Raw genomic sequence first — 25,891 nt, forward strand, 5'->3', positions numbered from 1 at the left:
ATCTATCGACTCCCTGCTCTTGAGTCGCTCAGGAGAAAAAGTATGGCCGCCAGCCGCAATCCACTCGATGACCTGCGCGAGACGCTCGGCCATCTCACGGACCAGCTCAAATCATCGGGGTCGGACCGCGTCGAGGACCTGCGCGGCGAGTACTTCCCGGTGCGTCCCGGTCCGGCTCGCCCGCTGGCCGACGTGCAGGCCGAACTCGACGCCCTGGTCGGACTGGACACCGTCAAGGAGCAGGTGCGAGCGCTCGTCGCCCTCCTGCAGGTGCAGGCCCGTCGCAAGGCCCACGGCCTGCCGGAGGTTGCCACCTCCCAGCATCTGGTGTTCCTCGGGAACCCGGGTACCGGCAAGACCACCGTGGCTCGGCTCCTCGCCGAGATGTACCGCGCCGTCGGGCTGCTGCAGAAGGGCCATCTCGTGGAGGTCGACAGGTCCGGGCTGGTGGGGCAGTACGTCGGTGCGACAGCCATCAAGACGGACCGCGTGATCCGGCGTGCACTGGACGGCGTCCTGTTCATCGATGAGGCGTACGCCCTGACTCCGGAGGACGGCCGGATGGACTTTGGTCCCGAGGCCATCGAGGTCCTCCTCAAGCGGATGGAGGATCACCGTCATCGCCTGGTGGTCATCGTGGCCGGGTACCCGCAGCTGATGGAGGCGTTCCTCCTCTCAAATCCCGGCCTCCGGTCGCGCTTCGCACGGGAGATCACGTTCCCGGACTACTCGGTCAGCGCGCTGCAGACGATCTTCCACCAGATGCTCGCCCAGCACGAGTACATCCTGGCGCCCGGCGCCGACGACATGCTGCGCCGCATCTTCTCAGGCCTCCATGTCGGTGAGGACTCGGGAAACGCCCGCTTTGCCCGCACACTGTTCGAGCAGGCGCTGAACCGGCAGGCGCTGAGGCTGTCACTCGACGAGGACCGCGACTTCGATGCGCTCGACCGGGAGGACGTCATGACGCTCACCGCGGACGATCTCGTCGAGGCTGCGCAGGCGCTGGGCGGCGAACCGGAGCCGGAACCCCGACCCGAGCCGGAGCCATCACGCTGGTGGAGCTGGCTGACCTGATTCGAGGCCAGGGCGACCGCCTGGATCAGTCCCAGGGATCTCCGCGCTCTACCGGTTCATCGTCCAGCGAATCCCCCATTGAATCGTCACTGTGATCCAAGAACCAATCGTCGACCGACCCAGCCATGAGCGCCCTTCCTGACTTTTCAAAGATAAAGTGGCAACAAGCCACGCCTGCCGCCGAGAAACGACCACAGGTTCCAACAGAGGTAGTAGCGCACTTAACAGCACCTATCGGTCTGCAGCAGCAATGTGTTACTTCGGAGGCTCGTCCAACTTAAGGGTGTCCACTGGTGAAGCCCGGCATCGGCAGACCTCCGCCGCACGACGGGCGTTGATACCTAGCCCGGAATCTCGATCCGAGCAGCCGCCTGCATCAGGGGATCAGTGATCGATACCGTGACAGGACCTGCCGCTATGTCGAAGGCGATGAATCCGCGGGACTTGTCTCCGGGCAGCACCTGGCCGGACCCAAGCTGACCGTCGGCGAACAGGTCGAGATCCGCACTACGACCCTCCGCATCCTTTGCGCTGAAGTAGAAGGGGTTGGAACTGGTCTCCCCCGCTTCGGTCTCCCACAGGACGTCGAGCAGAAGATAGCTCCCGTTCTTCGCTGGCGTGCCGAGGGTGGCACTGACAGTGTCGGTCCGTACGGCGGAAAGCACTGTGATGCGGGCGATGTTCCCGTTGCCCATGTCGGCGCTGAACGGTGTTCCTACGGCAGGAGCCGCTGCTGCCGGAGCGTCAGCCGGAGCCGCTGGCACCTCGGCCGGCGCGCCTTCCGACGCAGCAGCTGAGCTGGCAGGAGCTGCCGGAGTCGCGACGCCGGCTGCCTCACCCGTTGAGCACCCTCCGAGCACGACACTGAGCAGCACGGCCGCCACCGGCACCGAAAAGCGCCTGGCCCGGGTGGCTGGCGCGGGGCGGAGGGAAGCAGCGGGCGAGGGCAGCCGGAAGCTGGTGGTACGGGACATGATGGTCCTTCCTGAGGTGTTTGATGAGAAGAGATTCACGGCTGCTTTTCCCAGCTGCCGCAGCGGGTCGAGTTGAAGTCCTGACCCGGCGACAGTGCGACGACGGGCCGCCCTCCGCCGGGGATGTCGTTCTCGATGATGTCCGCGCCGTTGGAGCCGCTCTGATAGATGCCCCAGTAGCAGCTCGAGCCCACGTTCGCGGCGGACCGGTAGGTGCCGGCTTCGATGTCGGTCCCCACGGTCCACGTGCCGTCGCCGATGGTGTTGGCGGCCTTCGTCTGCTCGGCGGCAGTGACTGCTTCTTCACGCTTCCTGACAGCCGCCTCAGCGGCCTTGGCGTCGGCTGACGCTTTGTCGGCGTCTGCCTCCCGAGCGGCCACCTTTTCTTCCCGCGCCTGAATGCCGTCCCGCAGCGATTCGTACTCCCCCGTCACGGCGTCGTACTTCTCCGTAAGCGAGCCATAGTCGGCCTTCAGTACATCCCGTTCGGACTGCACGCTGGACCGCTGGGCATCCAGCTCTCGGTACGCGTCACTGGTGGTCGGGTCCGGGAGTGTGCTGCCGATGCCCAAGCCGCCTCCCACCAGGGCCAGCGCCGCAAGCCCGCCCAGCACCGAGCGCTTCCGAACGCGGGTGTTTCCTCGTCTGCCGGGGCCCTCGACCCCGGCATCAGCCGCGGCTTGTGAATCATCCTCTTGATGGTCGTTGTCGGTCACTGTGCTCCCCATGTCTCGTTCCTGGTGACAGCGGCGGAACCGGATCCCCACGTCACCGCCCGCCGCTGCCGCAGCTCCGAGACGTACTCGGTAGCTGCACGATGAACTGTAGGAAGCCTTGTGTGCGATTCCGCCGCCCTGGCTGATAACCGGCCTTATCACCCGCAAGAGCTGTATGTCGGAAAGGGTGCCTAGGCTGAAGGAACCGACAACCAGGGGGATTCATGGAAGACACAGCGGCGCTCTGCATGACACTGACCGATGTTGCAGCGCTTGCGAGGGTGCAACGGCCGGTCGTCTCCATGTGGCGTAAGCGAAGCGCCGGCTCCGCTGACCCCTTTCCTGCGCCGGTCGGCGTCGAGCGTGGACTCGACGTCTTCGACGCGCACGAGGTCGCGGTGTGGCTGGGCACAACGGGCCGGGGCAACAATCCGGACGCTGCTGCGGACCTTGCGTCCTTCTCGCACCTGCCGCAGGTGGAAGGCGAGTCGGCCCAGCAGCGGATGCGGCCCAATTTCGATGGCCTCACGTCGCTCCTCACGCTCAAGGCGCTCCTGGGGTCATCGCTCGGCGAATTCGACAGGGATGATCTTCTGGACGCCGCCGATGAGCACGATCCCGACGATCTCTTCCTGTATTCCGAGCTGGAGGCGCTGGGTCCGACCGTGACATCTCTGGCACGGTTCGCCGACCATCTGGCCGACAGCGCCTACAACGAGGCCGAAGCATTCGAGGGGTTGCTCGCCAACCGGTTCCGCACGGACCTGCGCGAACACTCGGACACGGCCCTGAGCGATGCAGCCGTAGAACTGGTGGCCTCGGCCGCCGTCGACCTCGCTGTGGAGCTCGACGGCGACCCGGTCTTCGTCGATTCGACCAGCGGTGGCAGCGATGTGCTGCTGGCCGTCGTGGAGGCGTACAGCGACAAGGGTCCGTTCACTGTGCTGACAGGGAACGACGGCGGGCCTGCTGCCCGGCTCGTGCGCCGGCGCCTGCGGGTGCACGGTGTGGAGAACGCATCCGTCCGGGTGAACACGGATGGCACCCTCGGCGCCCAGGTGCCGGCCGTCCATGTGGCGCAGTACCCATCGCCCGGGAACACCGGCATGGACGCGGCGGCGGTCCTCGCCGCGATCGAACAGACCGCCCTGCAGTTGGATGACAGTCAACGCGCCGTCATCATCGCCCCGGCCCGTGTGCTGTGCGACGCACTCGGGGGAAAGGACGCCCCCGAGCTGCGGTCCGGGTTGCTGCGATCGGGCAGGGTTCGCGCCATCGCCCGCCTCCCCCAGGGATTGCTGCGCGCAAAGCCCCGCGAGACTCAGGCGCTCTGGGTGCTCGGGCCGTCCTATGCAGATGTCAGCATCGCTGATCGGTGGACCATGGTCGCCGATCTGAGCCAGCAACGCCTGACCGGCGACGTCGCCCAGGACCTGATCAGCGACGTCGTCGCCTCCATGGGAGACCTTCCGACCGTGCGAGCGCACTCCTTCCGTTTCGCGCGGCTGGTCCGTACGCGATCCCTGCTGGCAGCCCGCGGGGCCCTGGTGACTCCCCCGGCGGTCCGTGAGGACCTCCCGCCGCGCCGCTCCGCCGACGATGCCCTGCGGGCTGAGCACCTCCTCCGTCGTCTGGGCACCAGCAACAGCTCCTCATTGGCCGTCTCCGTCATTCCCTCGGACCAGGGACAGGTCCCGGGACCAGCGAGGGTCGCGCAACTGATGGCGGCCGGGCACCTCCGGTACATCCAGGGCAATCGACTCGGTCATGCAGCGGCACGGATCACGACCGACGACGGCGGGCCGCGCCTCATCGGACCACCCGACCTGGTGCAGCGTGACGCTCCGATTCGCAGGACCACGCTGCTCGACTTCGCCGCCGATTCGCCCTCGGGCAGGCTGACGCAGGCGGGCGACGTCGTCTTCTGCACCAGCCCGCGGCCCGCCGCGATGGTCGACGCGTCCGGCGGCTCCGTCGTCGTGTTCCCTGCGCGTGTCCTGCGGATCGATGACGGCGACCCCGGCGGCCTGCATGCCGACGTCGTCGCCGCGGACATCAATGCACTGCCCGACGCCGACAAGAACTGGCGCCACTGGGCGCTCCGCCGCATGCCCGACCACCAGCGCAATCCGCTCCATGGCGCGCTGGCAGCGCTGCAACACGAACGGGACATCGTTCGCCAACGCCTCGCAGACGTGGAGGAACTGGCTAGTCTGATTCTGGACGGTGTCACCGGCGGAAGCCTTACCCTCACGGAGCCGATCTCACCCGCAGCAACAACCGAAGGAAATGCCTGAATGCCCCCGAAGACGCGAGCCGCCGCAAAGGCTCCTGCCGCCCCCTCCACCATGAAGGAACTGAAGGACACCCTGTGGAAGGCCGCCGACAAACTGCGCGGCTCCATGGACGCTTCCCAGTACAAGGACGTGATCCTGGGACTCGTGTTCCTGAAGTACGTGTCGGACGCCTTCGAGGAGCGGCGCTCGCAGATCGTCGCCGAGCTCGAAGCCGAGGGCCTCGATGAGGACCAGATCGGCCAGCTCATCGACGACGTCGACGAGTACACCGGCCGCGGCGTCTTCTGGGTACCCTCCGAGGCGCGTTGGGAGTACCTCGCCGCCAACGGCAAGGGCCTCCCAGCAATGAACGGAGATGAGCCGAAGTCCATCGGTCAGCTGATCGACGAAGCGATGGACGCCGTCATGAAGTCCAACCCGTCGCTCGCGGCCACGCTCCCCCGCATCTTCAACCGCGACAACGTGGACCAGCGCCGCCTCGGTGAACTGCTGGACCTGCTGAACTCGGCCCGGTTCACCGGCCAGGGCGTCAGCAAGGCCCGCGACCTGCTCGGTGAGGTGTACGAGTACTTCCTGGAGAAGTTTGCGCGTGCCGAGGGCAAACGGGGCGGCGAGTTCTACACTCCCGCCGGCGTGGTCCGGGTGCTCGTCGAGGTGCTCGAGCCGAACCGCGGACGCGTGTACGACCCCTGCTGTGGGTCGGGCGGCATGTTCGTGCAGACCGAGAAGTTCCTCGAAGCCCACCAGAAGGAGGGCTCGGACATTTCCGTGTACGGGCAGGAGCTCAACGAGCGCACTTGGCGGATGGCGAAGATGAACCTCGCCATTCACGGGCTCAACGCCAACCTGGCCTCCCGCTGGGGCGACACCTTCGCCCGCGACCAGCACCCCGAACTCACCGGTGCCAACGGCGCGGACTTCATCATGGCCAACCCACCCTTCAACATTAAGGACTGGGCGCGCTCCGAGTCCGACCCGCGCTGGAAGTACGGCATCCCGCCCGCTGGCAATGCCAACTACGCGTGGATCCAGCACATCATCTCCAAGCTCGCTCCCGGCGGCAGCGCAGGCGTGGTCATGGCCAACGGCTCCATGTCCTCGAGCTCGGGCGGAGAGGGCGAGATCCGCGCCGAACTGGTGGAGGCCGACCTCGTCTCCTGCATGGTGGCCCTGCCCACCCAGCTGTTCCGCTCGACCGGCATTCCCGTCTGCACGTGGTTCTTCGCAAAGGACAAGACCGCGGGGACGCGTGGCTCCGTTGACCGGACGGGCCAGGTGCTCTTCATCGACGCCCGGAACCTCGGCTACATGGTGGACCGCGCGGAGCGCGTCCTGTCCGACGACGACATCGCCAAGATCGCGGGCACCTATCACGCGTGGCGTGGCACCGCGTCGGCTGCTGAGGATGGCCTGACGTACGACGACGAAGCCGGCTTCTGCTACTCGGCCTCGCTCGCCGAAATCAAGGCAGCGGACTATGCCCTGACCCCTGGACGCTACGTCGGCGCAGCGGATGTCGAAGACGACGGCGAACCGATCGAGGAGAAAATCGCGCGGCTGTCGAAGGAGTTACTGGAGCAGTTCGACGAGTCGGAGCGGCTTGCGTCTGTCGTGCGCGAGCAGTTGAGCAGGGTGTCGTAATGGAGATGGATGAGCGCTCCTTCACCGACCTTTTAGAGAAGATTGTGGACAACCGCGGCCGCACATGTCCTACTGCTGACGACGGCCTACCACTGATCGCGACGAACTGCATAAAGGATGACCGCCTATACCCGGTCTTTGAGAATATTCGCTACGTCAACGAAGAGACCGTTCGTACCTGGTTCCGCGGCCATCCTCAGCCTGACGACATCATTTTTGTGTGTAAAGGGTCACCGGGTCGGGTCGCCATGGTCCCAGATCCAGTCCCGTTCTGTATCGCACAAGACATGGTCGCGCTAAGAGCTAACCAACAGGTTGTCTCGCCGCGCTACCTTTACTACGCGCTGAAGTCTCCCGCAGTTCAGGCGAAAATAAATAACATGCACGTAGGATCAATGATCCCTCATTTCAAGAAGGGAGATTTTGGCAAGCTGAGGTTCTCCATCCACCGAGATATGGGCCAACAGCGAGCTATTGAGGAGGTGTTGGCAGCGCTCGACGATAGGATCGCTGCCAACACCAAACTGGCCGCTACGGCTGATGAGTGGATCCGGGCGAGCCTAGCGGGCCTCCTCGCTACGTCAGAACAAACGATTCGCTTAGGTGAACTCGCGATCAACAGGAAAACACTGGTCGAACCGATGGCTATTACAGCTGATCTAATGTATCTCGGCCTTGAGCATTTGCCTCGGCGAATGATGTGGGCAGAATCTGCTGGAACTTCTAAATCAGTTACTAGCACCAAGGCTGCGTTTGAAGGTGGCGACGTCCTCTTCGGGAAGCTTCGTCCTTATTTTCACAAGGTGATTAGTGCGCCATCCGGCGGAATTTGTTCTACTGACATACTGGTCCTTCAGCCGACCTCGGAAGATCTGTCAGGCTTTACTCTGGCGAGCGTGGCAAGCGATTCCGTTGTCGAGCGTGCAACGGCCGCGAGTGAAGGTACGAGAATGCCTCGGACTAGCTGGAAAGATCTTGCTGCCGTGGAAATCCCCTGGCCAGGTCTTTCTGAAGCTAGGGAATTCAGTGCTCGGGTGTCTGGTGTTCGACGCGCCGTGGAGTCTTCACTCCGCGAGAATAAAGCTTTGGCCGACATCCGTGACGCCCTCCTACCTCAGTTCATGTCCGGCAAGCTGCGGGTTAAGGATGCCGCGAGAGCGCTGGACGAAGCGGGAGTGTGATTTAGACCGGATTAAAACTCAGTGCCGTCTCGGGCACCAAAGCAGGGCATGCAAGAAGGTCTCAGAAGAATGTCAGGTTCATCAGGGGGAAGATCAATGACAGCAACACCTGCACTAGCTTTTTCGGAAGCCGACTGGGAGGGCATGGCGCTCGAGCTCCTGGCCGAGCCGCTCGGCTGGGAGCCGATGTCAGGGCAGGCTATCGCGCCCGGCACGGGCGAACGGGACACTTGGGACGAGCTGCTGATTCGTCCCCGGCTGCTCGCTGCCCTGCAGCGGTACAACCCAAAAGTGCCGGTGCAGTACCTCCAGCAGGCCCTCGCTGAAATCGCGTCGCCCACGTCGAACGACGCCATCACCGAGAATCACCGCATCCACAGCTACCTGGTCAACGGGTATCGGCTCAGCTACATCGACACGGACGGCACCGAAGCCAATCCGACGATTCACCTGCTGAGCGCCGACCCGGACCAGAACGACTGGCTCGCCGTCACCCAGGTCACTCTGGTGCAGGGCGACCACAAACGCCGCTTCGACGTCGTCCTGTACTGCAACGGCATGCCGGTCAGTGTGATCGAACTGAAAAAAGCCGGCAGTGCCACCGCGGACGTCGCCGCTGCTCACGCTCAGCTGCAGACGTACTTGCGTGAGTTCCCCATGGCGTTCCGTTTCTGTGTGTTCACGCTGGCCTCGGACGGCATTCAGGCTAAGTATGGGACACCGTTCACTCCTCTAAACCACTTCTCACCGTGGAATGTCGACGACGATGGGGTGCCGGTAGCGCCCGGGTACATGGAGGACGGCGAAGCCGTAACCGCACTGGAGATCGCTCTCCAGGGTCTCTACAACCAGGAACGTTTCCTGCAACTGGTCCGCAACTTCACCGCGTTCGACGAGGGCTCGGATGGACTGTCTAAGCGCATTGCGAAGCCGCACCAGTACTTCGCGGTGACCAAGGCTGTGGGCAGCACCGTTCAGGCGGTGGAGAGTAATGGCAAGGCAGGTGTCGTCTGGCACACCCAGGGATCCGGCAAGTCCATGGAGATGGAGCTCTACGCCAACCTGGTGGCACGGCACCCCAAGCTTCGGAACCCGACCGTCGTCGTCATCACCGACCGCAACGAGCTGGACGGCCAGCTCTTCGAGGGATTCTCCCGGAGCCTGCTGCTGGCGGAGTCCCCGCGGCAGATCAAAAAGCGATCCGAACTGCGCGACGAGCTGACCAACCGCACCACCGGTGGGATCTACTTCACCACGCTGCAGAAGTTCGGACGCAGCAAGTCAGAGAAGGACGCCGGCACGGATCACCCTCTGCTGTCCGACCGACGCAACATCATCGTCGTCGTGGACGAAGCGCACCGCTCCCACTACGACGACCTCGACGGCTACGCCCGACACCTCCGCGACGCGCTGCCGCACGCGACACTCATCGCGTTCACCGGCACGCCGATCTCCTTTGATGACCGCAACACGCAGGACGTGTTCGGCGAGTACATCGACATCTACGACCTGTCCCGTGCCGTCGAGGACGGGGCGACGGTGCCGGTCTACTTCGAGCCACGGCTGATCCGAGTCGGGCTCGCCGAGAATGTCACCGAGGAAATACTCGACCAGGCCGCTGACGAGGCAACTCGAGGACTTGACGACACCGAGCGGGCTCGCCTCGAGGCGAGCGTCGCCGTCGTCAATGCCGTCTACGGCGCGCCGGAGCGCATCGCGGCGCTGGCTGCCGACCTCGTGGAGCACTGGGAGAACCGCCGGACCCGCATGGGGAAGTTCATCGAGGCGCCGGGCAAGGCCATGATTGTGGGCGGGACCCGGGAGATCTGCGCCCGGCTGTACTCGGCGATCGTCAAGCTGAGGCCGGACTGGCACTCCAATGATCTGTCCAGGGGAAAAATCAAGGTGGTGTACTCCGGAACGGCCTCCGACGTCCCGCCGGTCGCCGATCACGTACGCCGTGACTCGCTGAATGCGTTGGTGAAGGAACGGCTCAAGGACGTCGACGACGAGCTTGAACTGGTGATCGTCAAGGACATGATGCTCACCGGGTACGACTCCCCTCCCCTGCACACCCTGTACCTCGACCGGCCGCTGAAGGGCGCGCTGCTCATGCAGACCCTCGCGCGGGTGAACCGCACCTTCCGCGGCAAGCAGGACGGGCTGCTGGTCGCGTACGCACCGCTCGCCGACAATCTCGCGAAGGCGCTGGGCGAATATACCAAGGACGATCGGGCGAACAAGCCGGTCGGCAAGAACATCGGCGAGGCGGTGGGCCTGACGGTATCGCTGGTCGAAACCCTCCGCGGACTGCTGTCCGGCTACGACTGGAAAGCAGTGCTGAAAAGGGGCGGCCCCAAGGCTTTCCTGAACGCCGTCACCGGCGCGGTGAGCTATCTCCGCAACCCTGGTACGCCGGGCAACCAGCCCGCCGACGGCGAGGAGACACTTGCCTCTACGTACCGTCGTCTGTCCGGTCAGCTCTCCCGCGCCTGGGCCCTGAGTTCAGGGTCCGAGACACTTGCGGAACTGCGCCCTGAGATCCAGGTGTATGAGGAGATCCGCGTCTGGATGGCGAAGTACGACGCCGCCGACCGGCAGGCCAGCGGTGAGCCGGTACCGGAAGAAATTCAGCGGCTGCTGGGTGACCTCATCGCGTCGGCGACGTCGTCGGGCGAGGTGCTGGACATCTACGAGGCGGCCGGCATGCCGAAGCCGTCGCTGGATGACCTGACCCCGGAATTCATCGCGAAGACCCAGCAGGCGCGCAATCCACAGCTCGCCATCGAGGCGCTGCGGAAGCTCATCGCTGACGAGTCGACGGCTTCGACCCGCAACAACGTCATTCGGCAGCGCGCCTTCTCGGAGCGCATCACCGAGTTGATGAAGAAGTACACGAACCAGCAGCTCACATCCGCTGAAGTCATTGCCGAGCTGGTCGAACTCGCCAGAGAGGTTGCCGCGGAGGGCAACCGCGGCGCGCAGTTTACTCCCCCACTGAACTCCGACGAGCTCGCGTTCTACGACGCTGTCGCCACGAACGAGTCCGCGGTGGAGGTTCAGGGCGAAGGTGTGCTCGCCGACATCGCGCGCGAGCTCGTCTCGGTGATGCGGCGCGACGTGCGGACGGACTGGACGGTGCGCGACGACGTCCGGGCCAAGCTCCGCTCTTCCATCAAGCGGCTCCTCGTCAAGTTCGGTTATCCGCCGGACAGGCAGCCAGAAGCCATCAAGCTCGTCATGGAGCAGATGGAATCCATGGCGCCGCGCTTCGCGGACGCACGCGTCTAGCCATCAACTGGCCTCCACTGTTTCAGGTCTCAATCACTCAATAAGGGGAAACATGTCTGCCTACGATCAACCAACTGCTCCTGAGGCGCACCATCTGCCACCGGTACCTGCGGAGGAACCGCGCATGGCGCCGGAGAACACATCGAGCCATAACGGGTCAGCTCGCAAGGGAAAGCTGCAGGCACTTCGTCGGAAGGTCGGAGCAGTTCAGATAGCGCGACTCATCCTCGGGATTGTGCTCCTGGTACTACTCACCGTGACCTGGATAGGGGGCACGACCGCTATGAACGCTGCCGGCTCGCCCTCAGACTGGATTTCGGACCTCGACAGCGCGGCAATGATCAATGAGTTGAACAACGAAGAAACGGAGGGCGCTCCTCAACAGGCCGTCGTCAACGGTTGGTACGCGAATGACATAGCGGTTGTTCAGGCATCCCAAAACACTCACCTTGCTGCCACATCCGCACGGAACGGCAGCCTGCTCTTCCTGGTTGGTCTCGGTGTCGCCAGCGAGCTGATCATTCGCGGGTTCGACAGAGCAGGATCTACGGAAGCGAAACGCAGGCTGTCAAGAGAGGTCACCACAGCCTGATGATCAAACAAATCGTCCTGGTTCTCATTGGTGTGCTCGTAGCTGTGGCTGGGCTGGGCGCAGCAAGCACGTTCGGATTCAGCCCGTTCCAATCGACGCAGACCGACCGGAGCCAGCCCGCACTTCTGGTGTCGATTCAGAAAGCCAGCCGCTACACCGCAGCGACCGGAAACCTCGAGGTCGTGGTCGATGTGGAGGACGACGCGACCTGGATCCCAGACTTCATCGATGGACGGCGGACGCTTTTTGTCGCGGCAGGAACGGTAGACGCGTATGTCGACTTTTCCGGTCTGAGTGACGAGGACGTGATGCTCTCCTCGGACGGCGAATTGGCAACCATACGGTTGCCCGAGCCGGAACTCGAGAAGCCGAACCTCGACTCCAAGCGGTCCTACGTCTTCAGTCAGAACCGTGGCGTGCTCGAACGAATCTCCGATGCCGTCGACACACCGCAGCAGGCCGAGTTCTACCAGCTTGCCGAGACGAAGCTGACGGCGGCCGCCGAGGAGTCAGAATTACGCAGTCAAGCTGCCGAGAATACACGGACGATGCTGACCGGTTTGTGCAGCTCTCTCGGACTGGAAGTCGCATTCATCGATGGCGCAACAGACTGAAGCCCAATATCGCGTCATCTAAACTCTCCGATTCTCTGTTGGCGAATGCCGCGAAATGGGTGCGGCCACCGATACTATTCACAAATGACCGACAACCAAAATATCGTCAATTCTGGAGTGAACTTCACACAAGTGCTGGAGACGGCAGCGAAGCTGCCCGGTGTGAAGATCGATAGGGCCGCCTATCTCCGTGCAGCACTCAAGCGTCACTGCACCGAGGCAGATATCGAGCGGGCAGTCGCCGAAAGCCCTGCGGCGGCGGGCATCCCGCTCAAGGTCATCTCGGAAATCGCGAACGGTTCCATCGCTTACGAGACGAGCAAAGTAACCGGCCTGTCTACTCTCGCTGGCGTCCCTGGTGGTTTCGCAATGCTCGGTACCGTACCGGCGGACCTGGCTCAGTACATCGGTCACATGCTCCGCATCGCCCAGAAACTCGCCTACATCTACAGTTGGCCTGATCTGTTTGCTGACGACGACGGAGACGATATCGATGAGGCAACTCAGAGCATGCTGATTCTGTTCGTGGGCGTGATGTTCGGCGTGCAGATCGCTCAGAGTGGAGTGTCGAAAGTTGCAGGCATGATCGCCGCCAATGTGGCAAAAAAGCTGCCACAGCAGGCGCTCACGAAGGGAATCATCTATCCGATCGTGAAGAAGGTTGCCAGCTACCTCGGTGTGAGCATGACGAAGAAGGTCTTCGCGAGCGGGGTTGCAAAGGCGATCCCCCTAGTCGGCGCAGTCCTTTCGGGTGGTCTTACCCTGAGCACTTTCCTTCCCATGTCAAAGCGGCTGCAGAAGCACCTAGCCAGTCTGGAGTTGACCAAGCCGGGTTTTCGCCCGGACGAGGTCATCATCGTCGACGCTGAAGCCACCGCTGAAACGGTGCTCAGCGACTCCTAGTCGACAGTCGAGTCACCATTACCGGCTCTCAGACCGCCCGAGGAGGGCGTCGCCCGGATCTAGCCGTGGCTCCTGCTTAAGCTCGAGAGACCCCGCACGTTGCTGAGTGCGGAGTCTCTCGTGTTTAAAAACCGGCTTCCTCTGGACACCGGCCGGCGAAGAATGAGGAGGACTAGAAGTCCCAGTCCTCGTCCTCGGTGTTCACAGCCTTGCCGATCACGTACGAGGAGCCCGAGCCCGAGAAGAAGTCGTGGTTCTCGTCGGCGTTCGGGGACAGCGCCGAGAGGATCGCCGGGTTCACGTCCGTCACGGAGGACGGGAACATCGCCTCGTAGCCCAGGTTCATCAACGCCTTGTTGGCGTTGTAGTGCAGGAACTTCTTGACGTCCTCGGCCAGGCCCACGGAGTCGTAGAGGTCGTGCGTGTACTGGACCTCGTTCTCGTACAGCTCGAAGAGCAGCTCGAAGGTGTAGTCCTTCAGCTCCTGGCGGCGCTCCGGCGTCGCGCTCTCCAGCCCGCGCTGGTACTTGTACCCGATGTAGTACCCGTGCACGGCCTCGTCACGGATGATGAGGCGCACCAGGTCCGCCGTGTTCGTGAGCTTGGCGCGGGAGGACCAGTACATCGGCAGGTAGAAGCCGGAGTAGAACAGGAAGCTCTCGAGCAGCGTCGAGGCGACCTTGCGCTTCAGGGGGTCGTCGCCACGGTAGTAGTCGGTGACGATGTGCGCCTTCTTCTGCAGGTTCACGTTCTCCGTGGACCAGCGGAACGCCTCGTCGATCTCCTTGGTGGAAGCCAGCGTGGAGAAGATGGACGAGTAGCTCTTGGCATGCACCGACTCCATGAACGCGATGTTCGTGAGGACGGCCTCCTCGTGCGGGGTCAGCGCATCCGGGATGAGGCTGACCGCGCCGACCGTCGCCTGGACGGTGTCGAGCAGGGTGAGGCCGGTGAAGACGCGCATGGTGAGCTGCTGCTCCTCCGGCGTCAGGGTGGCCCACGACTGCACGTCGTTGGACAGCGGCACCTTCTCGGGCAGCCAGAAGTTGTTCACCAGGCGGTTCCAGACATCCACGTCCTTGTCGTCCTGGATACGGTTCCAGTTGATGGCCTGGACCTGGTCTACGAGCTTAAGCTTCTCGCTCATGGTGTGTTCCTTGTCTGGGTAAAAGTAGTGCCGGTCGTCCCGGTGGAGCCTGGAGTGCCAGGCCGGGCATACCGCCCGGCCTGGCAGAATCTAGTTGCTTAGAGCATGCAACTGACGCAGCCCTCTACCTCGGTCCCTTCCAGCGCGAGCTGGCGGAGACGGATGTAGTAGACGGTCTTGATGCCCTTGCGCCAGGCGTAGATCTGCGACTTGTTGATCTCTCGCGTGGTGGCGGTGTCCTTGAAGAACAGCGTCAGGGACAGGCCCTGGTCCACGTGCTGCGTGGCAGCGGCGTAGGTGTCGATGATCTTCTCGTAACCGATCTCGTACGCGTCCTGGTAGTACTCCAGGTTGTCGTTGGTGAGGTACGGCGCCGGGTAGTACACGCGGCCCAGCTTGCCTTCCTTGCGGATCTCGATCTTCGACGCCACCGGGTGGATGGAGGACGTCGAGTTGTTGATGTACGAGATCGAGCCGGTCGGCGGGACGGCCTGCAGGTTCTGGTTGTAGATACCGTGCTCCATGACCGAGGCCTTGAGCGCCCGCCAGTCCTCCTGCGTGGGGATGCGCACGTCGGCGAACAGCTCACGCACGCGCGCCGTCGCCGGCTCCCACGCCTGCTCGGTGTACTTGTCGAAGAACTCGCCGCTGGCGTACTTGGACTTCTCGAAGCCGGCGAACGTCCGCCCGGTCTCGATGGCCATCAGGTTCGACGCCCGGATGCAGTGGTACACCACGGAGTAGAAGTAGATGTTCGTGAAGTCCAGGCCCTCCTCGGAGCCGTAGTGGACGCGCTCACGGGCCAGGTAGCCGTGCAGGTTCATCTGGCCGAGGCCGATGGCGTGCGAGGCGTCGTTCCCGGCGGCGATCGAGGGCACAGAGCTGATGTGGCTCATGTCCGAGACGGCGGAGAGGGTGCGGATGGCGGTCTCGATGGTCCGGCCGAAATCGGGCGAGTCCATGGTCTTCGCGATGTTCAGCGACCCCAGGTTGCAGGAGATGTCCTTGCCCACGGTGTCGTAGGACAGGTCCTCGTTGTACGTGGTGGGCTGCGAGACCTGGAGGATCTCCGAGCACAGGTTGGACATGATGATCTTGCCGTCGATCGGGTTGGCCCGGTTCACGGTGTCCTCGAACATGATGTACGGGTAACCCGACTCGAACTGGATCTCCGCCAGGGTCTGGAAGAACTCGCGTGCCTTGATCTTGGTCTTCTTGATGCGGGCGTCGTCCACCATCTCGTAGTACTTCTCGGTGACCGAGATGTCGGAGAACGGCATGCCGTAGACGCGCTCGACGTCGTAGGGCGAGAACAGGTACATGTCCTCGTCGCGCTTGGCGAGCTCGAACGTGATGTCGGGCACGACGACGCCGAGGGACAGCGTCTTGATGCGGATCTTCTCGTCCGCGTTCTCGCGCTTGGTGTCGAGGAAGCGGTTGATGTCCGGGTGGTGCGCGTGCAGGTACACCGCGCCGGCGCCCTGGCGGGCTCCGAGCTGGTTGGCGTAGGAGAAGCTGTCCTCGAGGAGCTTCATCACGGGGATGACGCCGGAGGACTGGTTCTCGATCTGCTTGATCGGGGCACCGACCTCGCGGATGTTGGTCAGGGCGAAGGCGACGCCGCCACCACGCTTGGAGAGCTGGAGGGCCGAGTTGATGGACCGACCGATGGACTCCATGTTGTCCTCGATGCGGAGCAGGAAGCAGGAGACCAGCTCGCCGCGCTGGCGCTTGCCGGCGTTGAGGAAGGTCGGGGTGGCGGGCTGGAAGCGGCCGTCGATGATCTCGTCGACCATCTGCTCGGCGAGCTGCTCGTTGCCGCGGGCCAGGTGCAGGGCGACCATGCACACGCGGTCCTCGTAGCGCTCCAGGTAGCGCTTGCCGTCGAACGTCTTCAGCGTGTACGAGGTGTAGAACTTGAACGCCCCGAGGAACGTCTCGAAGCGGAACTTCTTGGCGTACGCACGCTTGTAGAGGCCGCGGATGAAGTTCATCGAGTACTGGTCGAGCGTCTCGCGCTCGTAGTACTCGTTCTTCACGAGGTAGTCGAGCTTCTCCTCGAGGTCGTGGAAGAACACCGTGTTGTTGTTGACGTGCTGCAGGAAGTACTGGTGCGCAGCCTCGCGGTCGGCGTCGAACTGGATCTCTCCGTCCGGCCCGTACAGGTTCAGCATGGCGTTGAGCTCGTGATAGCCCATGTCCTTGAAGCGGTCCACTGCGGCTGCGGGTGCGCCCGTCTCCGTCTCTGCAACACTCATGTCCAAAACTCTTCCAATCCTTTGGCTACTCGGTCCACGTCCTCGGACGTGCCCATGACTTCAAATCTGTACAGGACGGGGACGTTGCATTTGGCGGCGACGATGTCGGCGGCAAGGCAGTAGGTCTCACCGAAATTGGTGTTACCCGCCCCGATGACCCCCCGGAGGAGGCTGCGGTTCTGCTCGTTGTTCAGGAACTTCACGACCTGGCGCGGTACCGCGCCCTTGCCCGTGATTCCCCCGTAGGTGGGGAGGACCAGGACGTACGGCCGGACTGCCCGCAGCGTCGGCTCCTTGGTGAGCAGGGGCATGCGGGCAGCCCGGACCCCCAGCTTCTGCACGAAGCGGTGGGTGTTGTCGGAGACCGACGAGAAGTAGATCAGCGGCGCATCGGTGACCGGCCCCTCCGAGTCACCGGTCGGAGCCGGGTCGGCGGAGGTGGAGCGGTCGTCCACTGCGGTGGCGGTCATTGCTGATGCCGGTCCGGCGGATCCCCCGAGGGGATCCGTTCAGGCAACCGAGCTGACCGCGGAGTCCGCGAGGGAGCTGATCTTGTCGGGGCGGAAGCCGGACCAGTGGTCGTTGTCCGTGATGACGACGGGAGCCTGCATGTACCCCATGGAGCGGACGCGCTCGAGGGCGGCAGGATCCTGCGAGATGTCGACGCTCTGGTAGGCGATGCCCTTCTTGTCCAGAGCGCGGTAGGTGGCGTTGCACTGTACGCAAGCCGGCTTCGTGTAAACCGTGACGGTCATGTCCTGGTCCCCTTTTCTGTACTGCTGTCGTGCTGTGTCATGGGCGGCGCGCGGCCCCGGATAGGGGAAGAAATCCGGGGATTTCCGCGCTTCCGGGCCCATGCCCGTCCAGCGGTTGTTTCTGTGCTTCGATACTACATCTAGTGCGACCCACTGGAGTGAACCCCTAGATGATGTATTACAAGTATGTCATTACACGATCGAGTAGTCCACACGATGTCCACAGATGCGGGCCTTCGGAAAGCCCGGAAACGAGCCGATCGGAGGTGTTCGGAGGAGTCCGTCCACAGCGCTGTGGAGTACTTCCGCACAGGCTGAAAAACTTCCGTGTCGCGTTTCCTGCGGCGTGTCGCGCGGACTTGCTTGACGACGAACCGCGAACAGGGAACGCGCCGCCAGGACGATCGGTACCGCTACCGCTCCGGGGTGAGCACCGTGGAGTAGACCGTGGCGCCGTTGGCATTCCGCAGGCTGACGGTGAAGGTGTCATCCTCCAGCTGGACGTGCCCGAAGAACTGGTTCTCCCCGTCGCGCGGTGATTCGCCGGGGAAGCGGCCGGCCCGTGAGAAGACCACCTCGGGTCCGAAGGTGCCGTCCATGGCATTGGGCCCGAACGAACCGGCCGCGATCGGCCCTGCGACGAACTCCCAGAAGGGGTCGAAATCGGTGAACGCAGCCCGTTCGGGCGAGTAGTGGTGCGCGGCGCAGTAGTGCACGTCGGCGGTCAGCCAGACCACGTTCTTCACCCGGTTCCGCTTGAAGGCGCTCAGTACCCCCGCGATCTCCAGTTCCCTGCCCAGTGGGGCACCGGGGTCCCGGTTCGCGAGGCTCTCCTGGTGCATCGGACCGTCGGGCACGATGATGCCCAGCGGCAGGTCCGCGGCGATCACCTTCCAGGTGGCCCTGGACTTCGTCACCTCGCGGATGAGCCAGTCCACCTGCTCCTGCCCGAGGATGCTGGTGGCGTAGGGTTCCTTGCCGTCCGTATTCGGGGACTTGAAGGTGCGCATGTCGAGGCAGAAGATGTCGAGTTGGGGGCCGCGGCTGATCTTCCGGTAGATGCGTGCGGGCTGGTACTGGCCGGCGTCGTCGAACGTTCCCGGCCGCCACAGGGCGGCGCTGTCCGGAATGGGCATGTTCTCCTGCCATGCCTGCCGTCCGCGTGCTGCCAGGGTGTTGACGTCCCGGACGGTGTAGCGGGGATCGTCCAGGATCTCGCCGGGGTACCAGTTGTTCGTGGTCTCGTGATCGTCCCAGTTGGCGATCACGGGGACGTCGGCGAAGAGGGCGCGCATGTTGGCGTCCATCGAGTTGTACCGGTGCCGGCCGCGGTATTCGGTGAGGGTCTCGGCCACCTTGGACACCTCCTCCGTGACGAGGTTCCTCCATACCTGCCCGTCCTGCTCCACCACGGTCTCGGCCAGGGGCCCGTCCGCGTACACCGTGTCGCCGGAGTGGATGAAGAAGTCCGGGCGCGTCCGGTGCATGGCCCGGTAGCCGCGCATCCCGCCGATCTCCTCATTGATGCCCCAGCCCTGGCCGGCGGTGTCACCGGTCCAGACGAAGCTCTGCGCGGACGACGGCATGTCGCCTCCGTCGCTCTTCCCACCGGTGCGGCCCTTGCCGTTGTACGTCCCGGCGTCGGGGGCCGTACGGAAGGTTCCCCGAACCGTCTCCCCCGCGGCGCCGCCGTCGTCCTCGAAGCTGATCTCCAGGGCGAACCGCGTGTTGGACGGCAGGTTGCCTGCGTGGATCTTGGCCGTGAAGTCGGAGGCCTGGTTGGCACGGGGCCCCCGGAGGGTGCGCTCGAACGCACCGCGGCCGCGAAGGACCCCGCCGCCGTCGTCCACGGCGCGCAGCACCGCCCTCATCTGCCCGGCGCCCGACGATCGCGACCACAGCACCGCCGAGTCCGAGGTGACGTCGCCGGTGGCGATGCCGCTGGGCAGCGTGAGGCGGTTGCGGACCAGCGCGACCCCGGCAGGGGACCGGGTGGGTGCCACTGCATACGCGGCGGCGGGAACGGAGGCCAGAGCGGCGGCCAGGACCGAGCCCTTGACGATGGTGCGGCGAGAGATACCGGAGGAGGAGTCGGACGTCATCTCCTCAGGCTTCCGCGGCCCGGAACATGGACCCTTTCCCGCGCGTGAACAACCGGTAGAGCCGCGTTGAACAGGCGGGTGCCACCCCCGGAGCGGCCGCCTCCCGCCCTCGCGGGTAGGCTCGGCGGGAAAAGACCACCGGGATGGAGGGTGTCAGTTGATCAATCCGATCCACCTGCGGACGCTGCTCGAGGTCATCCGCCACGGATCCTTCAGCGGAGCCGCGACCAGCCTCGGCTACACCGCCTCCGCCGTGTCGCAGCAGATGTCCGCGCTGGAGCGCGACACGGGTGCCACGCTCTTCACCCGGTCCGCCCGCAGTGCCCTTCCGACGGACGGGGCCATCGCCATGTCCCGCCACGCCGCGAAGGTGCTGACGGACATCGACGCACTGCTCGCCTCCACCGCCCGCGCAGGCTCCGGCCCGGCGCACGAACTCCGGCTCGGCATCTTCCCCAGCCTCGCGACGTTCGCCCTCCCCCGGCTGCTCCGCATGCCCGAGTGGCAGCGGCTCGGTGTGTCGCTGCGCCTCTTCGTGGGAGAACCCGCCCACACCATCCAGGGCCTGCGGACGGGCGGGGATCTCGACCTCGCGCTCGTCTACCAGGTGGGACAGGCGGGCCTCGCCTGGCCGTCGACGCTCAGCCGCCAGTGGATCGGCGACGACGACTTCCGGGTGATCCTGCCGGAGGGCTGGGGCATCCGCAGCGGCTCGCGCGTCACCGCCGACCAGCTCGCCGACATGCCGTGGATCATGCACCATCCGGGGACGGCCGACGCGACGGTCATCGAACGGCTCTTCGCGAGCTGCAACCTCCACCCCCGGATCGCCGCCTACTGCGACGACTTCAACGCCAGCCTCGAGCTCGCGGCGGCCGGACTGGGGGCCGCCCTGGTGCCCGAACTCGCCATGGTCAACCGGCCCGAGGGCATCGTGGCGCTCGACGTCCCGGAGATCCGGCTCGCCCGCAGCATCTTCGCGCTGCGCACGGGTGACGCCGACGACGCCCGCGTGCGCCTCTTCATGGACCACCTGGCCGAGATCCTCCGCGGCAAGAGCATCGCCCCCAAGCACACCGCCCCCGGATACGCACCCTCCTCCGGCCGCTGATCCACCGTTGCGCCCGTCCCGTGACGGTTTGTACCTTCGGGACAGACGCGGGCACGGGTCCGCCGGAATCCACACTCTTCGGGGAGGAACCAATGCGGATCAAGAACAGCGTGGTCGTCATCACCGGGGCGGCGAGCGGCATCGGACGCGCGACCGCCCTTCGCTTCGCCCGACGTCGGGCCTGCCTGGTCCTCGCGAGCAGGCGCGTGGAGGCACTCGAGTCGCTCGTCGCCGAGTGCACCGCCCTCGGCGCCCGGGCCATCGCGGTGCCCACCGACACCTCCGAGTACGAGGCCGTGCAGGAGCTGGCGAGCAGGGCCGTCGAGGAGTTCGGGCGTATCGACGTCTGGGTCAACAACGCAGCGGTGTCCTTCTTCTCGCCCTTCCTCGAGGTACCCCTCCGGGACTTCGAACGCGTCATCGACGTCAACGTCATGGGCTATGTCTACGGGGCACGGGCCGCCCTGGCACGCATGCAGGAGCAGGGCTCCGGTGTCCTCGTCAACGTGGCCTCGATCGTCGGTGAGATCCCCCAGCCCTACACCTCCGCCTACTCGATGTCGAAGGCCGCGGTGCGTGCCCTGGGCGTGAGCCTCCGGTCCGAGCTCACCCTGGACAGGAAGAAGCACATCCACGTATGCACCGTCCTGCCGCCCACCATCGATACGCCGTTCTTCGACTACGCCGCGAACTACACGGGACGGCGGGCGGTGGCGATGCCCCCGGTCTACAGCGCGGACCGGGTCGCAAAGGCCATCCTCGATGTCGTCGAGGTCCCGGTCCGCGAGGTCGCGGTCGGGCGTATCGGCCGGTCCATGGTCCGGCAGCACCGGCTCATGCCGGGCCGGCTCGAGAGGGTGATGGCGCACCAGGTGGAACACACGCACCTGTCGAAGAAGGAACCGGCGGAGGACTCCACCGGCAACCTGTACGGCCCCTCGCTGGATCCCGCCAACGCGTCGGTCTCGGGCGGCTGGAGCGGCAGACGGCGCACCGCCCAGCGGATGGTCCTCGGAACCGCCCTCCTAGGCGCCGGCGCGGTGGTGTTCGGCGACAGGCTGAAGGCTGCCGCTCCGGCGGTGGCAGGAGCGGCCGCCGCCGTCGGTCGGGCCGTCGGCAGGAGTTCCTGACCCGCGGCGCTCGCACCCGCCTCCCTGCACATGGGGATCGACGCGGGACCCACGCTCGGGGCCCGGCTACAGCGAGGCCGCGAGACCTGCCTGCGGGGGCCGCTCGAGCTCCAGGGCGTCGAGCACGTCCAGGGCGGCTGCGTGCTCGTTGAACGTGTAGAGGTGGATGCCGGGTGCGCCGTCGTCGAGGGCCGCCCTGGCGAGTTCGACGGTGGCGGCGACCCCGACCCGGCGGCGGTCCTCGTCGGTCCGTGCTCCCTCGAGCCGGGCCCGTAGGGCCTCGTCGACGTCGATCCCCGCAAGCCCGCCCAGCTTCGTCAGCCTCCGCGTGCTGGTCATCGGCATGACGCCCGGGATGATCGGGATGGTGACCCCGGCGCGGCGCGCCCGGTCCACCAGCCGCGCATAGTCGGAGGGCTGGAAGAAGACCTGTGTGATCGCGAAGTCGGCGCCCGCGTCCTCCTTGGCGAGGAGCACTTCGATGTCCTGCTCGAAGCTCGGCGAATCGGGATGCCGCGTGGCGTACGCGGCCACACCCACAGACACCCTGCCGGCCGCGAGCTGCGCGGTCCGCTGCGACTCGACGTCGCGGATCAACCGGACGAGTTCGTCGGCGTGCTCGACGTCGCCCGGCCGGGGCTCGACGTTTTCCGGAGCGTCCCCGCGGAGCGCGAGGATGCCGCGCACACCCCCGCCGAGAAGGCGTTCGACGATCCCCGTCAGCTCCGCACGGCTGCTGCCGACGCACGTCAGGTGCGCCAGCGGCTTGAGGGTGGTCTCGGTCAGCAGCCGCTTCAGGAGATTGATCGCCGTCTCCCTGTTGCTGCCGGCCGCCCCGTACGTGACCGACACGAAGTCGGGGCGCGTGTCCTCGAGCCTGCGGATGGTCGTCCACAGGGACTCCTCCGCATGCCCGTTCCGCGGCGGATACAGCTCGTAGGACAGGGCCGGGTAGGACAGCGGCGGCAGCTGGGTGCCCGTCATGGGCGCATCCCGTCCACGTGCGGGATCAGTCGGTCTCCTCGGGCACACCCGCGGAGCGGACGTCGTTCTCGATGATGCCGAGCTCCTCGAGCTGCGCCGACATGCCGGCACCGTCCGGAGCGTAGATCCAGGGGATGCCCGGGGTCGGCTGCACCCCGGTCTTCGAGCGGCCACCTGCGAGCACCGCTTCGCCGGCGGACAGCTGGCGGATCGCGATGGCACGGACGTTCTGCGGGTGGCGCTGTGCGAACTCCGAGTAGATGGTCTCGTCGTGCTGGCCGTCGTCCCCCACCAGCAGCCACTTCATGTCGGGGAATTCCTCGGCGAGGCGCTCGAGCGACGTGCGCTTGTGGTCCTGCCCGCTACGGAACCAGCGGTCTCGCGTGGGCCCCCAGTCGGTCAGCAGTTTCGGTCCGGCCGGGTAAAGGTTGCGGGACAGGAACCGGGACAGCGTCGGCGCCACGTTCCATGCCCCGGTCGAGAGGTAGAGCACGGGAGCCGAGGGGAGGGTGCGCACGACCCGCTCGTACAGCACAGCCATACCGGGAGTGGGTGTCCTCGCATGCTCGTCGAGCACGAACGTGTTCCAGGCGGCCAGGAACGGCCGCGGCAGGGCGGTCACCATGACGGTGTCGTCGATGTCCGAGACGACGCCGAACTCGGTGCCGTCGGCGACGACCCGCACGGGAGCCTCCACCACTTTCGACTCCCCGGACTGCACCGTGATGGTGTGCCAGCCGGCGTCGAGCGCCACCGGGATACGGGCATCGACGATACCGCCACGGTCCGCCTCGACGTCGTGCACCGTGCCGCCGATGGTCACGTGGACGACGGCGTGGGCCACCGGAGCGCTCGTGAAATTGCGCCACCCCCGCATGCCCTCCTGCAGGGGTTTGAGCGGCCCGTCATCCTTGCTGTGTCCCGTATCCCTCGGGTCACTCAGGACCACGCGGGCCAGGACCCGCACCCACGCCGTCGTGCCGTACCCGGTATACGGAATGACGGTCTCGACCCTCCCGCGCCGGATCGAGCGGCGCGTCTGGAAGCGGAGCCAGGCGTCATCGAGACGCACCGCGAGGTGGCGGACCTCGGCTCCCGGCGTCGTCGTACTGCTATTGCTCGGACTGGTGGAGGAAGTGTGCGGCTTTGCCGGGCGTGGACACATGCGTTCCAGTCTGGCACGGCGATACTCGGTAGACGAGTCACAGGCGCAAGCGGTGTCCCTGCCGGTTCAGGGTGCACAGGTCACGGAGGGCTAACAACTTGGCTTTCCCCGTTGCGCGCACTTGTAGGCGGGAGGAACGGGCTGAGACGCTGATTGTTCGATGCAGGGGACGACGGTCGGGGGATTCAATGGCACATGAGTGGGAGCAGGTCGGCGTGCGGCTGAAGGAGGACAGGCGGTTGCAGGGCTGGGACGCGGCCGCGGAGCAGGATCCCGAGACCACCGCGAATGATCTGGCCCATGCCATCCTCTTCGGGAGGGCGCAGGCGGCCCTCGAAGCAATCTCTGCCGGCGGTGCCGGGCTCACCACGGATCATGCCCGTGCCCTCCACTTCGCCAATGAGATGGCGGAGCTACGGCACTACGGGCCGCTGATCGCCGTGGCGGAGGGCCTTCCCACCCTCGCCCCCGGTGTCCGGGACGTCATCGCAGGGCTCCGCGAGCGCGGGCTCTGGGACGGTCAGCCCGCCTGGGACCTCTGACCCGCCGCACCGACCCCGTGAACGGTCGTCGACCTCACCCATCCGGGTCCGGCACCACTCCGAAGTGATGGAGGGCGGGTCCATCCGGCGCGCCTGCCGCCGTGGCGGCCCACCTGGAGTCCGAGGCCGGCAGTGATACGACCGTGAGCGTGCCGATACCTGGCACAGCCATGCGCGACGACGCCTACCAGCGGTTCTCCTTCACCGTCCTTCCCACGTTGTTCCAGCTCCGATGGCGGCGAGGGCTCGTCATCGACCGCTCCGACATCGCCCGGGCACGATCGGCCGTCGTGGCATCGGACAGTTGCGCGCTCCCCCTGCTGGTGGAGGTGACAGCCCTCCGGGAGATCACCTGGGATGCACGGGAGGCGTTCGTCGCCTACGCCCACCCCGCTCCCATCGCCATCCTCGGTTCCGACGCCGTCGATCTGGTACTGACCGCCTTCGCCGTGCGGTCCCCGACGGAGACCCGCTTCTTCACGGACCGGGACGAGGCCATGCAATGGCTGCTGCCGGGCCAACGCACGCCGGGCCCGGACATGGCACACTCGGAGCCATGGCGGCCGTAGTCCTTCCGTGGAATCCCGATGAGCACGCATGGCCCGGGGTCTATGCCAGGGATGTCGTGACCGTGCGGCGCACCGGCGTCCTGAGGCTGCGGCGGGAGCTTCCCGGGAGCACGGCGGTGGACGTCGGCGTGGATCTCTGGCTGGTCGTCGTCGGGGACCACCCGGCCGCGCGGGGCCTGATCGGACACGGCATCGTGAGGGGGGCCACGCCGTTGCCGGGCTCGTCCTCGGTCGGCGCGGACATCGATATCGACCTGCTGCTCCCCCACGGGGACCAGGTGCCGCTGGCGCAACTCCTGGAACGGCTGCCTGGACTGGACGTCACCGGAGTCAGCGCGGTCCCACTCACCGGTGCGGACGAGGTGTCGCTGCGCGAGCTGTGGGCGGAGACGAATCCGCCCGAACCGGGCACGCTGGATCCTGTTCCGGGCGCGTTGCCCTCGGATCAGGTGAAGCGTGTACCGGCCAGCGGCTTCGAGCGGGACCCGGAGCTGCGCAGGAGGGCCATCGCGAACGGGGGCTCCGCGTGCCGCGCCTGCGGGCTGGACCTCGAACTGGCCTACGGCGCTCCGGGAGCCGACCTCGTCCAGGTGCACCACATCACGCCCCTCGCCCACATCACGCAGGGTTACGAGATCGACCCGCTGGTCGATCTCGTTCCGCTGTGCCCGACCTGCCATGCGGTCGCCCACAGCCGCTGGCCCGAGCCCTACACGGTCGAGGACATCAGGATGATGCTGCGCTCGCGCGGGTTTCTTCGCGGAACGGTCGCGACCGAGGAGCATCTGGAAGCGGAGGCGGCTGCCGCGCGCATCCTCGGCGCCTGACGACGCCGTCACCGG

22 protein-coding genes are annotated in these 25,891 nt (G+C 65.5%); 13 read left to right on the top strand and 9 right to left on the bottom strand.

Annotation, left to right across the window (positions count from 1 at the left end; genetic code table 11):
* Positions 1-42: 42 nt before the first annotated feature.
* Positions 43-1,077 carry an AAA family ATPase gene (locus tag AC1MFI_RS15710; protein ID WP_479818018.1) on the top strand — a complete coding sequence of 345 codons (1,035 nt, stop codon included), beginning with the start codon at positions 43-45 and terminating at the stop codon, positions 1,075-1,077.
* 341 nt (positions 1,078-1,418) lie between these two features.
* Here the strand turns inward: AC1MFI_RS15710 and AC1MFI_RS15715 are convergent, their stop codons facing one another.
* Both AC1MFI_RS15715 and AC1MFI_RS15720 read right to left on the bottom strand, forming a co-directional pair.
* Positions 1,419-2,051, bottom strand: a complete 633-nt coding sequence (locus AC1MFI_RS15715; protein WP_479818019.1) for a DUF4352 domain-containing protein — start codon at positions 2,049-2,051, stop codon at positions 1,419-1,421.
* A gap of 35 nt (positions 2,052-2,086) precedes the next feature.
* A complete protein-coding gene (locus AC1MFI_RS15720) occupies positions 2,087-2,767 on the bottom strand; it encodes a hypothetical protein (RefSeq protein WP_479818021.1) in 681 nt (226 codons plus the stop codon).
* Positions 2,768-2,991: 224 nt separating this feature from the next.
* Between AC1MFI_RS15720 and AC1MFI_RS15725 the strand changes: the two genes are divergently transcribed.
* From AC1MFI_RS15725 to AC1MFI_RS15755, 7 genes are all read left to right on the top strand, one after another.
* Positions 2,992-5,064, top strand: coding sequence for a hypothetical protein (locus tag AC1MFI_RS15725; RefSeq protein WP_479818022.1), 2,073 nt, complete (start codon positions 2,992-2,994; stop codon positions 5,062-5,064).
* Positions 5,065-6,705, top strand: a complete 1,641-nt coding sequence (locus tag AC1MFI_RS15730; RefSeq protein WP_479818024.1) for a type I restriction-modification system subunit M — start codon at positions 5,065-5,067, stop codon at positions 6,703-6,705.
* Positions 6,705-7,886 (top strand): restriction endonuclease subunit S, encoded by a 1,182-nt coding sequence (locus AC1MFI_RS15735; RefSeq protein ID WP_479818025.1) that lies wholly within the window; start codon positions 6,705-6,707, stop codon positions 7,884-7,886. The genes AC1MFI_RS15730 and AC1MFI_RS15735 overlap by 1 nt, the downstream gene beginning before the upstream one ends.
* Before the next feature lie 96 nt (positions 7,887-7,982).
* Complete coding sequence (locus AC1MFI_RS15740) at positions 7,983-11,177, top strand: type I restriction endonuclease subunit R (RefSeq protein ID WP_479818027.1); 3,195 nt, start codon at positions 7,983-7,985, stop codon at positions 11,175-11,177.
* A 124-nt stretch (positions 11,178-11,301) separates the two neighbouring features.
* Positions 11,302-11,769: a hypothetical protein gene (locus tag AC1MFI_RS15745; protein WP_479818028.1), complete on the top strand. Its 468-nt coding sequence runs from the start codon at positions 11,302-11,304 to the stop codon at positions 11,767-11,769.
* Positions 11,769-12,383, top strand: coding sequence for a DUF4230 domain-containing protein (locus tag AC1MFI_RS15750; protein WP_479818029.1), 615 nt, complete (start codon positions 11,769-11,771; stop codon positions 12,381-12,383). The genes AC1MFI_RS15745 and AC1MFI_RS15750 overlap by 1 nt, the downstream gene beginning before the upstream one ends.
* Before the next feature lie 84 nt (positions 12,384-12,467).
* Entirely contained in the window at positions 12,468-13,286 is an 819-nt protein-coding gene (locus AC1MFI_RS15755; protein ID WP_479818031.1) for a hypothetical protein, read from the top strand.
* A 172-nt stretch (positions 13,287-13,458) separates the two neighbouring features.
* On the opposite strand, the gene nrdF is transcribed toward AC1MFI_RS15755, so the two are convergent.
* The 5 genes from nrdF to AC1MFI_RS15780 all read right to left on the bottom strand — a co-directional run bounded on the left by nrdF (position 13,459) and on the right by AC1MFI_RS15780 (position 19,548).
* Positions 13,459-14,433 (bottom strand): class 1b ribonucleoside-diphosphate reductase subunit beta, encoded by a 975-nt coding sequence (nrdF, locus tag AC1MFI_RS15760; protein ID WP_104179488.1) that lies wholly within the window; start codon positions 14,431-14,433, stop codon positions 13,459-13,461.
* 98 nt (positions 14,434-14,531) lie between these two features.
* The gene (nrdE, locus tag AC1MFI_RS15765) at positions 14,532-16,691 is read right to left on the bottom strand and encodes a class 1b ribonucleoside-diphosphate reductase subunit alpha (RefSeq protein WP_479818033.1); all 2,160 of its coding nucleotides are present in this window, start codon (positions 16,689-16,691) and stop codon (positions 14,532-14,534) included.
* A complete protein-coding gene (gene nrdI, locus AC1MFI_RS15770; protein WP_479818035.1) occupies positions 16,688-17,161 on the bottom strand; it encodes a class Ib ribonucleoside-diphosphate reductase assembly flavoprotein NrdI in 474 nt (157 codons plus the stop codon). Before nrdI ends, nrdE begins: the two co-directional genes overlap by 4 nt.
* Before the next feature lie 39 nt (positions 17,162-17,200).
* Positions 17,201-17,446, bottom strand: coding sequence for a glutaredoxin-like protein NrdH (gene nrdH / locus AC1MFI_RS15775; protein ID WP_400484928.1), 246 nt, complete (start codon positions 17,444-17,446; stop codon positions 17,201-17,203).
* A 413-nt stretch (positions 17,447-17,859) separates the two neighbouring features.
* The gene (locus AC1MFI_RS15780; protein ID WP_479818037.1) at positions 17,860-19,548 is read right to left on the bottom strand and encodes an alkaline phosphatase D family protein; all 1,689 of its coding nucleotides are present in this window, start codon (positions 19,546-19,548) and stop codon (positions 17,860-17,862) included.
* 157 nt (positions 19,549-19,705) lie between these two features.
* Between AC1MFI_RS15780 and AC1MFI_RS15785 the strand changes: the two genes are divergently transcribed.
* A complete protein-coding gene (locus AC1MFI_RS15785; protein WP_479818039.1) occupies positions 19,706-20,659 on the top strand; it encodes a LysR family transcriptional regulator in 954 nt (317 codons plus the stop codon).
* A gap of 92 nt (positions 20,660-20,751) precedes the next feature.
* Positions 20,752-21,789: an SDR family oxidoreductase gene (locus AC1MFI_RS15790; RefSeq protein WP_479818041.1), complete on the top strand. Its 1,038-nt coding sequence runs from the start codon at positions 20,752-20,754 to the stop codon at positions 21,787-21,789.
* A 66-nt stretch (positions 21,790-21,855) separates the two neighbouring features.
* Here AC1MFI_RS15790 and AC1MFI_RS15795 read toward each other — a convergent pair whose 3' ends face one another.
* Positions 21,856-22,773, bottom strand: coding sequence for a methylenetetrahydrofolate reductase (locus AC1MFI_RS15795; protein ID WP_479818042.1), 918 nt, complete (start codon positions 22,771-22,773; stop codon positions 21,856-21,858).
* Between the two features lie 25 nt (positions 22,774-22,798).
* Positions 22,799-23,938, bottom strand: a complete 1,140-nt coding sequence (locus AC1MFI_RS15800) for an App1 family protein (protein ID WP_479818044.1) — start codon at positions 23,936-23,938, stop codon at positions 22,799-22,801.
* 188 nt (positions 23,939-24,126) lie between these two features.
* Between AC1MFI_RS15800 and AC1MFI_RS15805 the strand changes: the two genes are divergently transcribed.
* From AC1MFI_RS15805 to AC1MFI_RS15815, 3 genes are all read left to right on the top strand, one after another.
* Positions 24,127-24,480, top strand: coding sequence for a hypothetical protein (locus AC1MFI_RS15805; protein ID WP_479818046.1), 354 nt, complete (start codon positions 24,127-24,129; stop codon positions 24,478-24,480).
* 101 nt (positions 24,481-24,581) lie between these two features.
* Positions 24,582-25,049, top strand: coding sequence for a hypothetical protein (locus AC1MFI_RS15810; protein ID WP_479818047.1), 468 nt, complete (start codon positions 24,582-24,584; stop codon positions 25,047-25,049).
* Positions 25,037-25,876: an HNH endonuclease gene (locus AC1MFI_RS15815; RefSeq protein WP_479818049.1), complete on the top strand. Its 840-nt coding sequence runs from the start codon at positions 25,037-25,039 to the stop codon at positions 25,874-25,876. The genes AC1MFI_RS15810 and AC1MFI_RS15815 overlap by 13 nt, the downstream gene beginning before the upstream one ends.
* Positions 25,877-25,891: the final 15 nt, after the last annotated feature.

This window comes from Arthrobacter sp. BC5, from assembly GCF_056680255.1.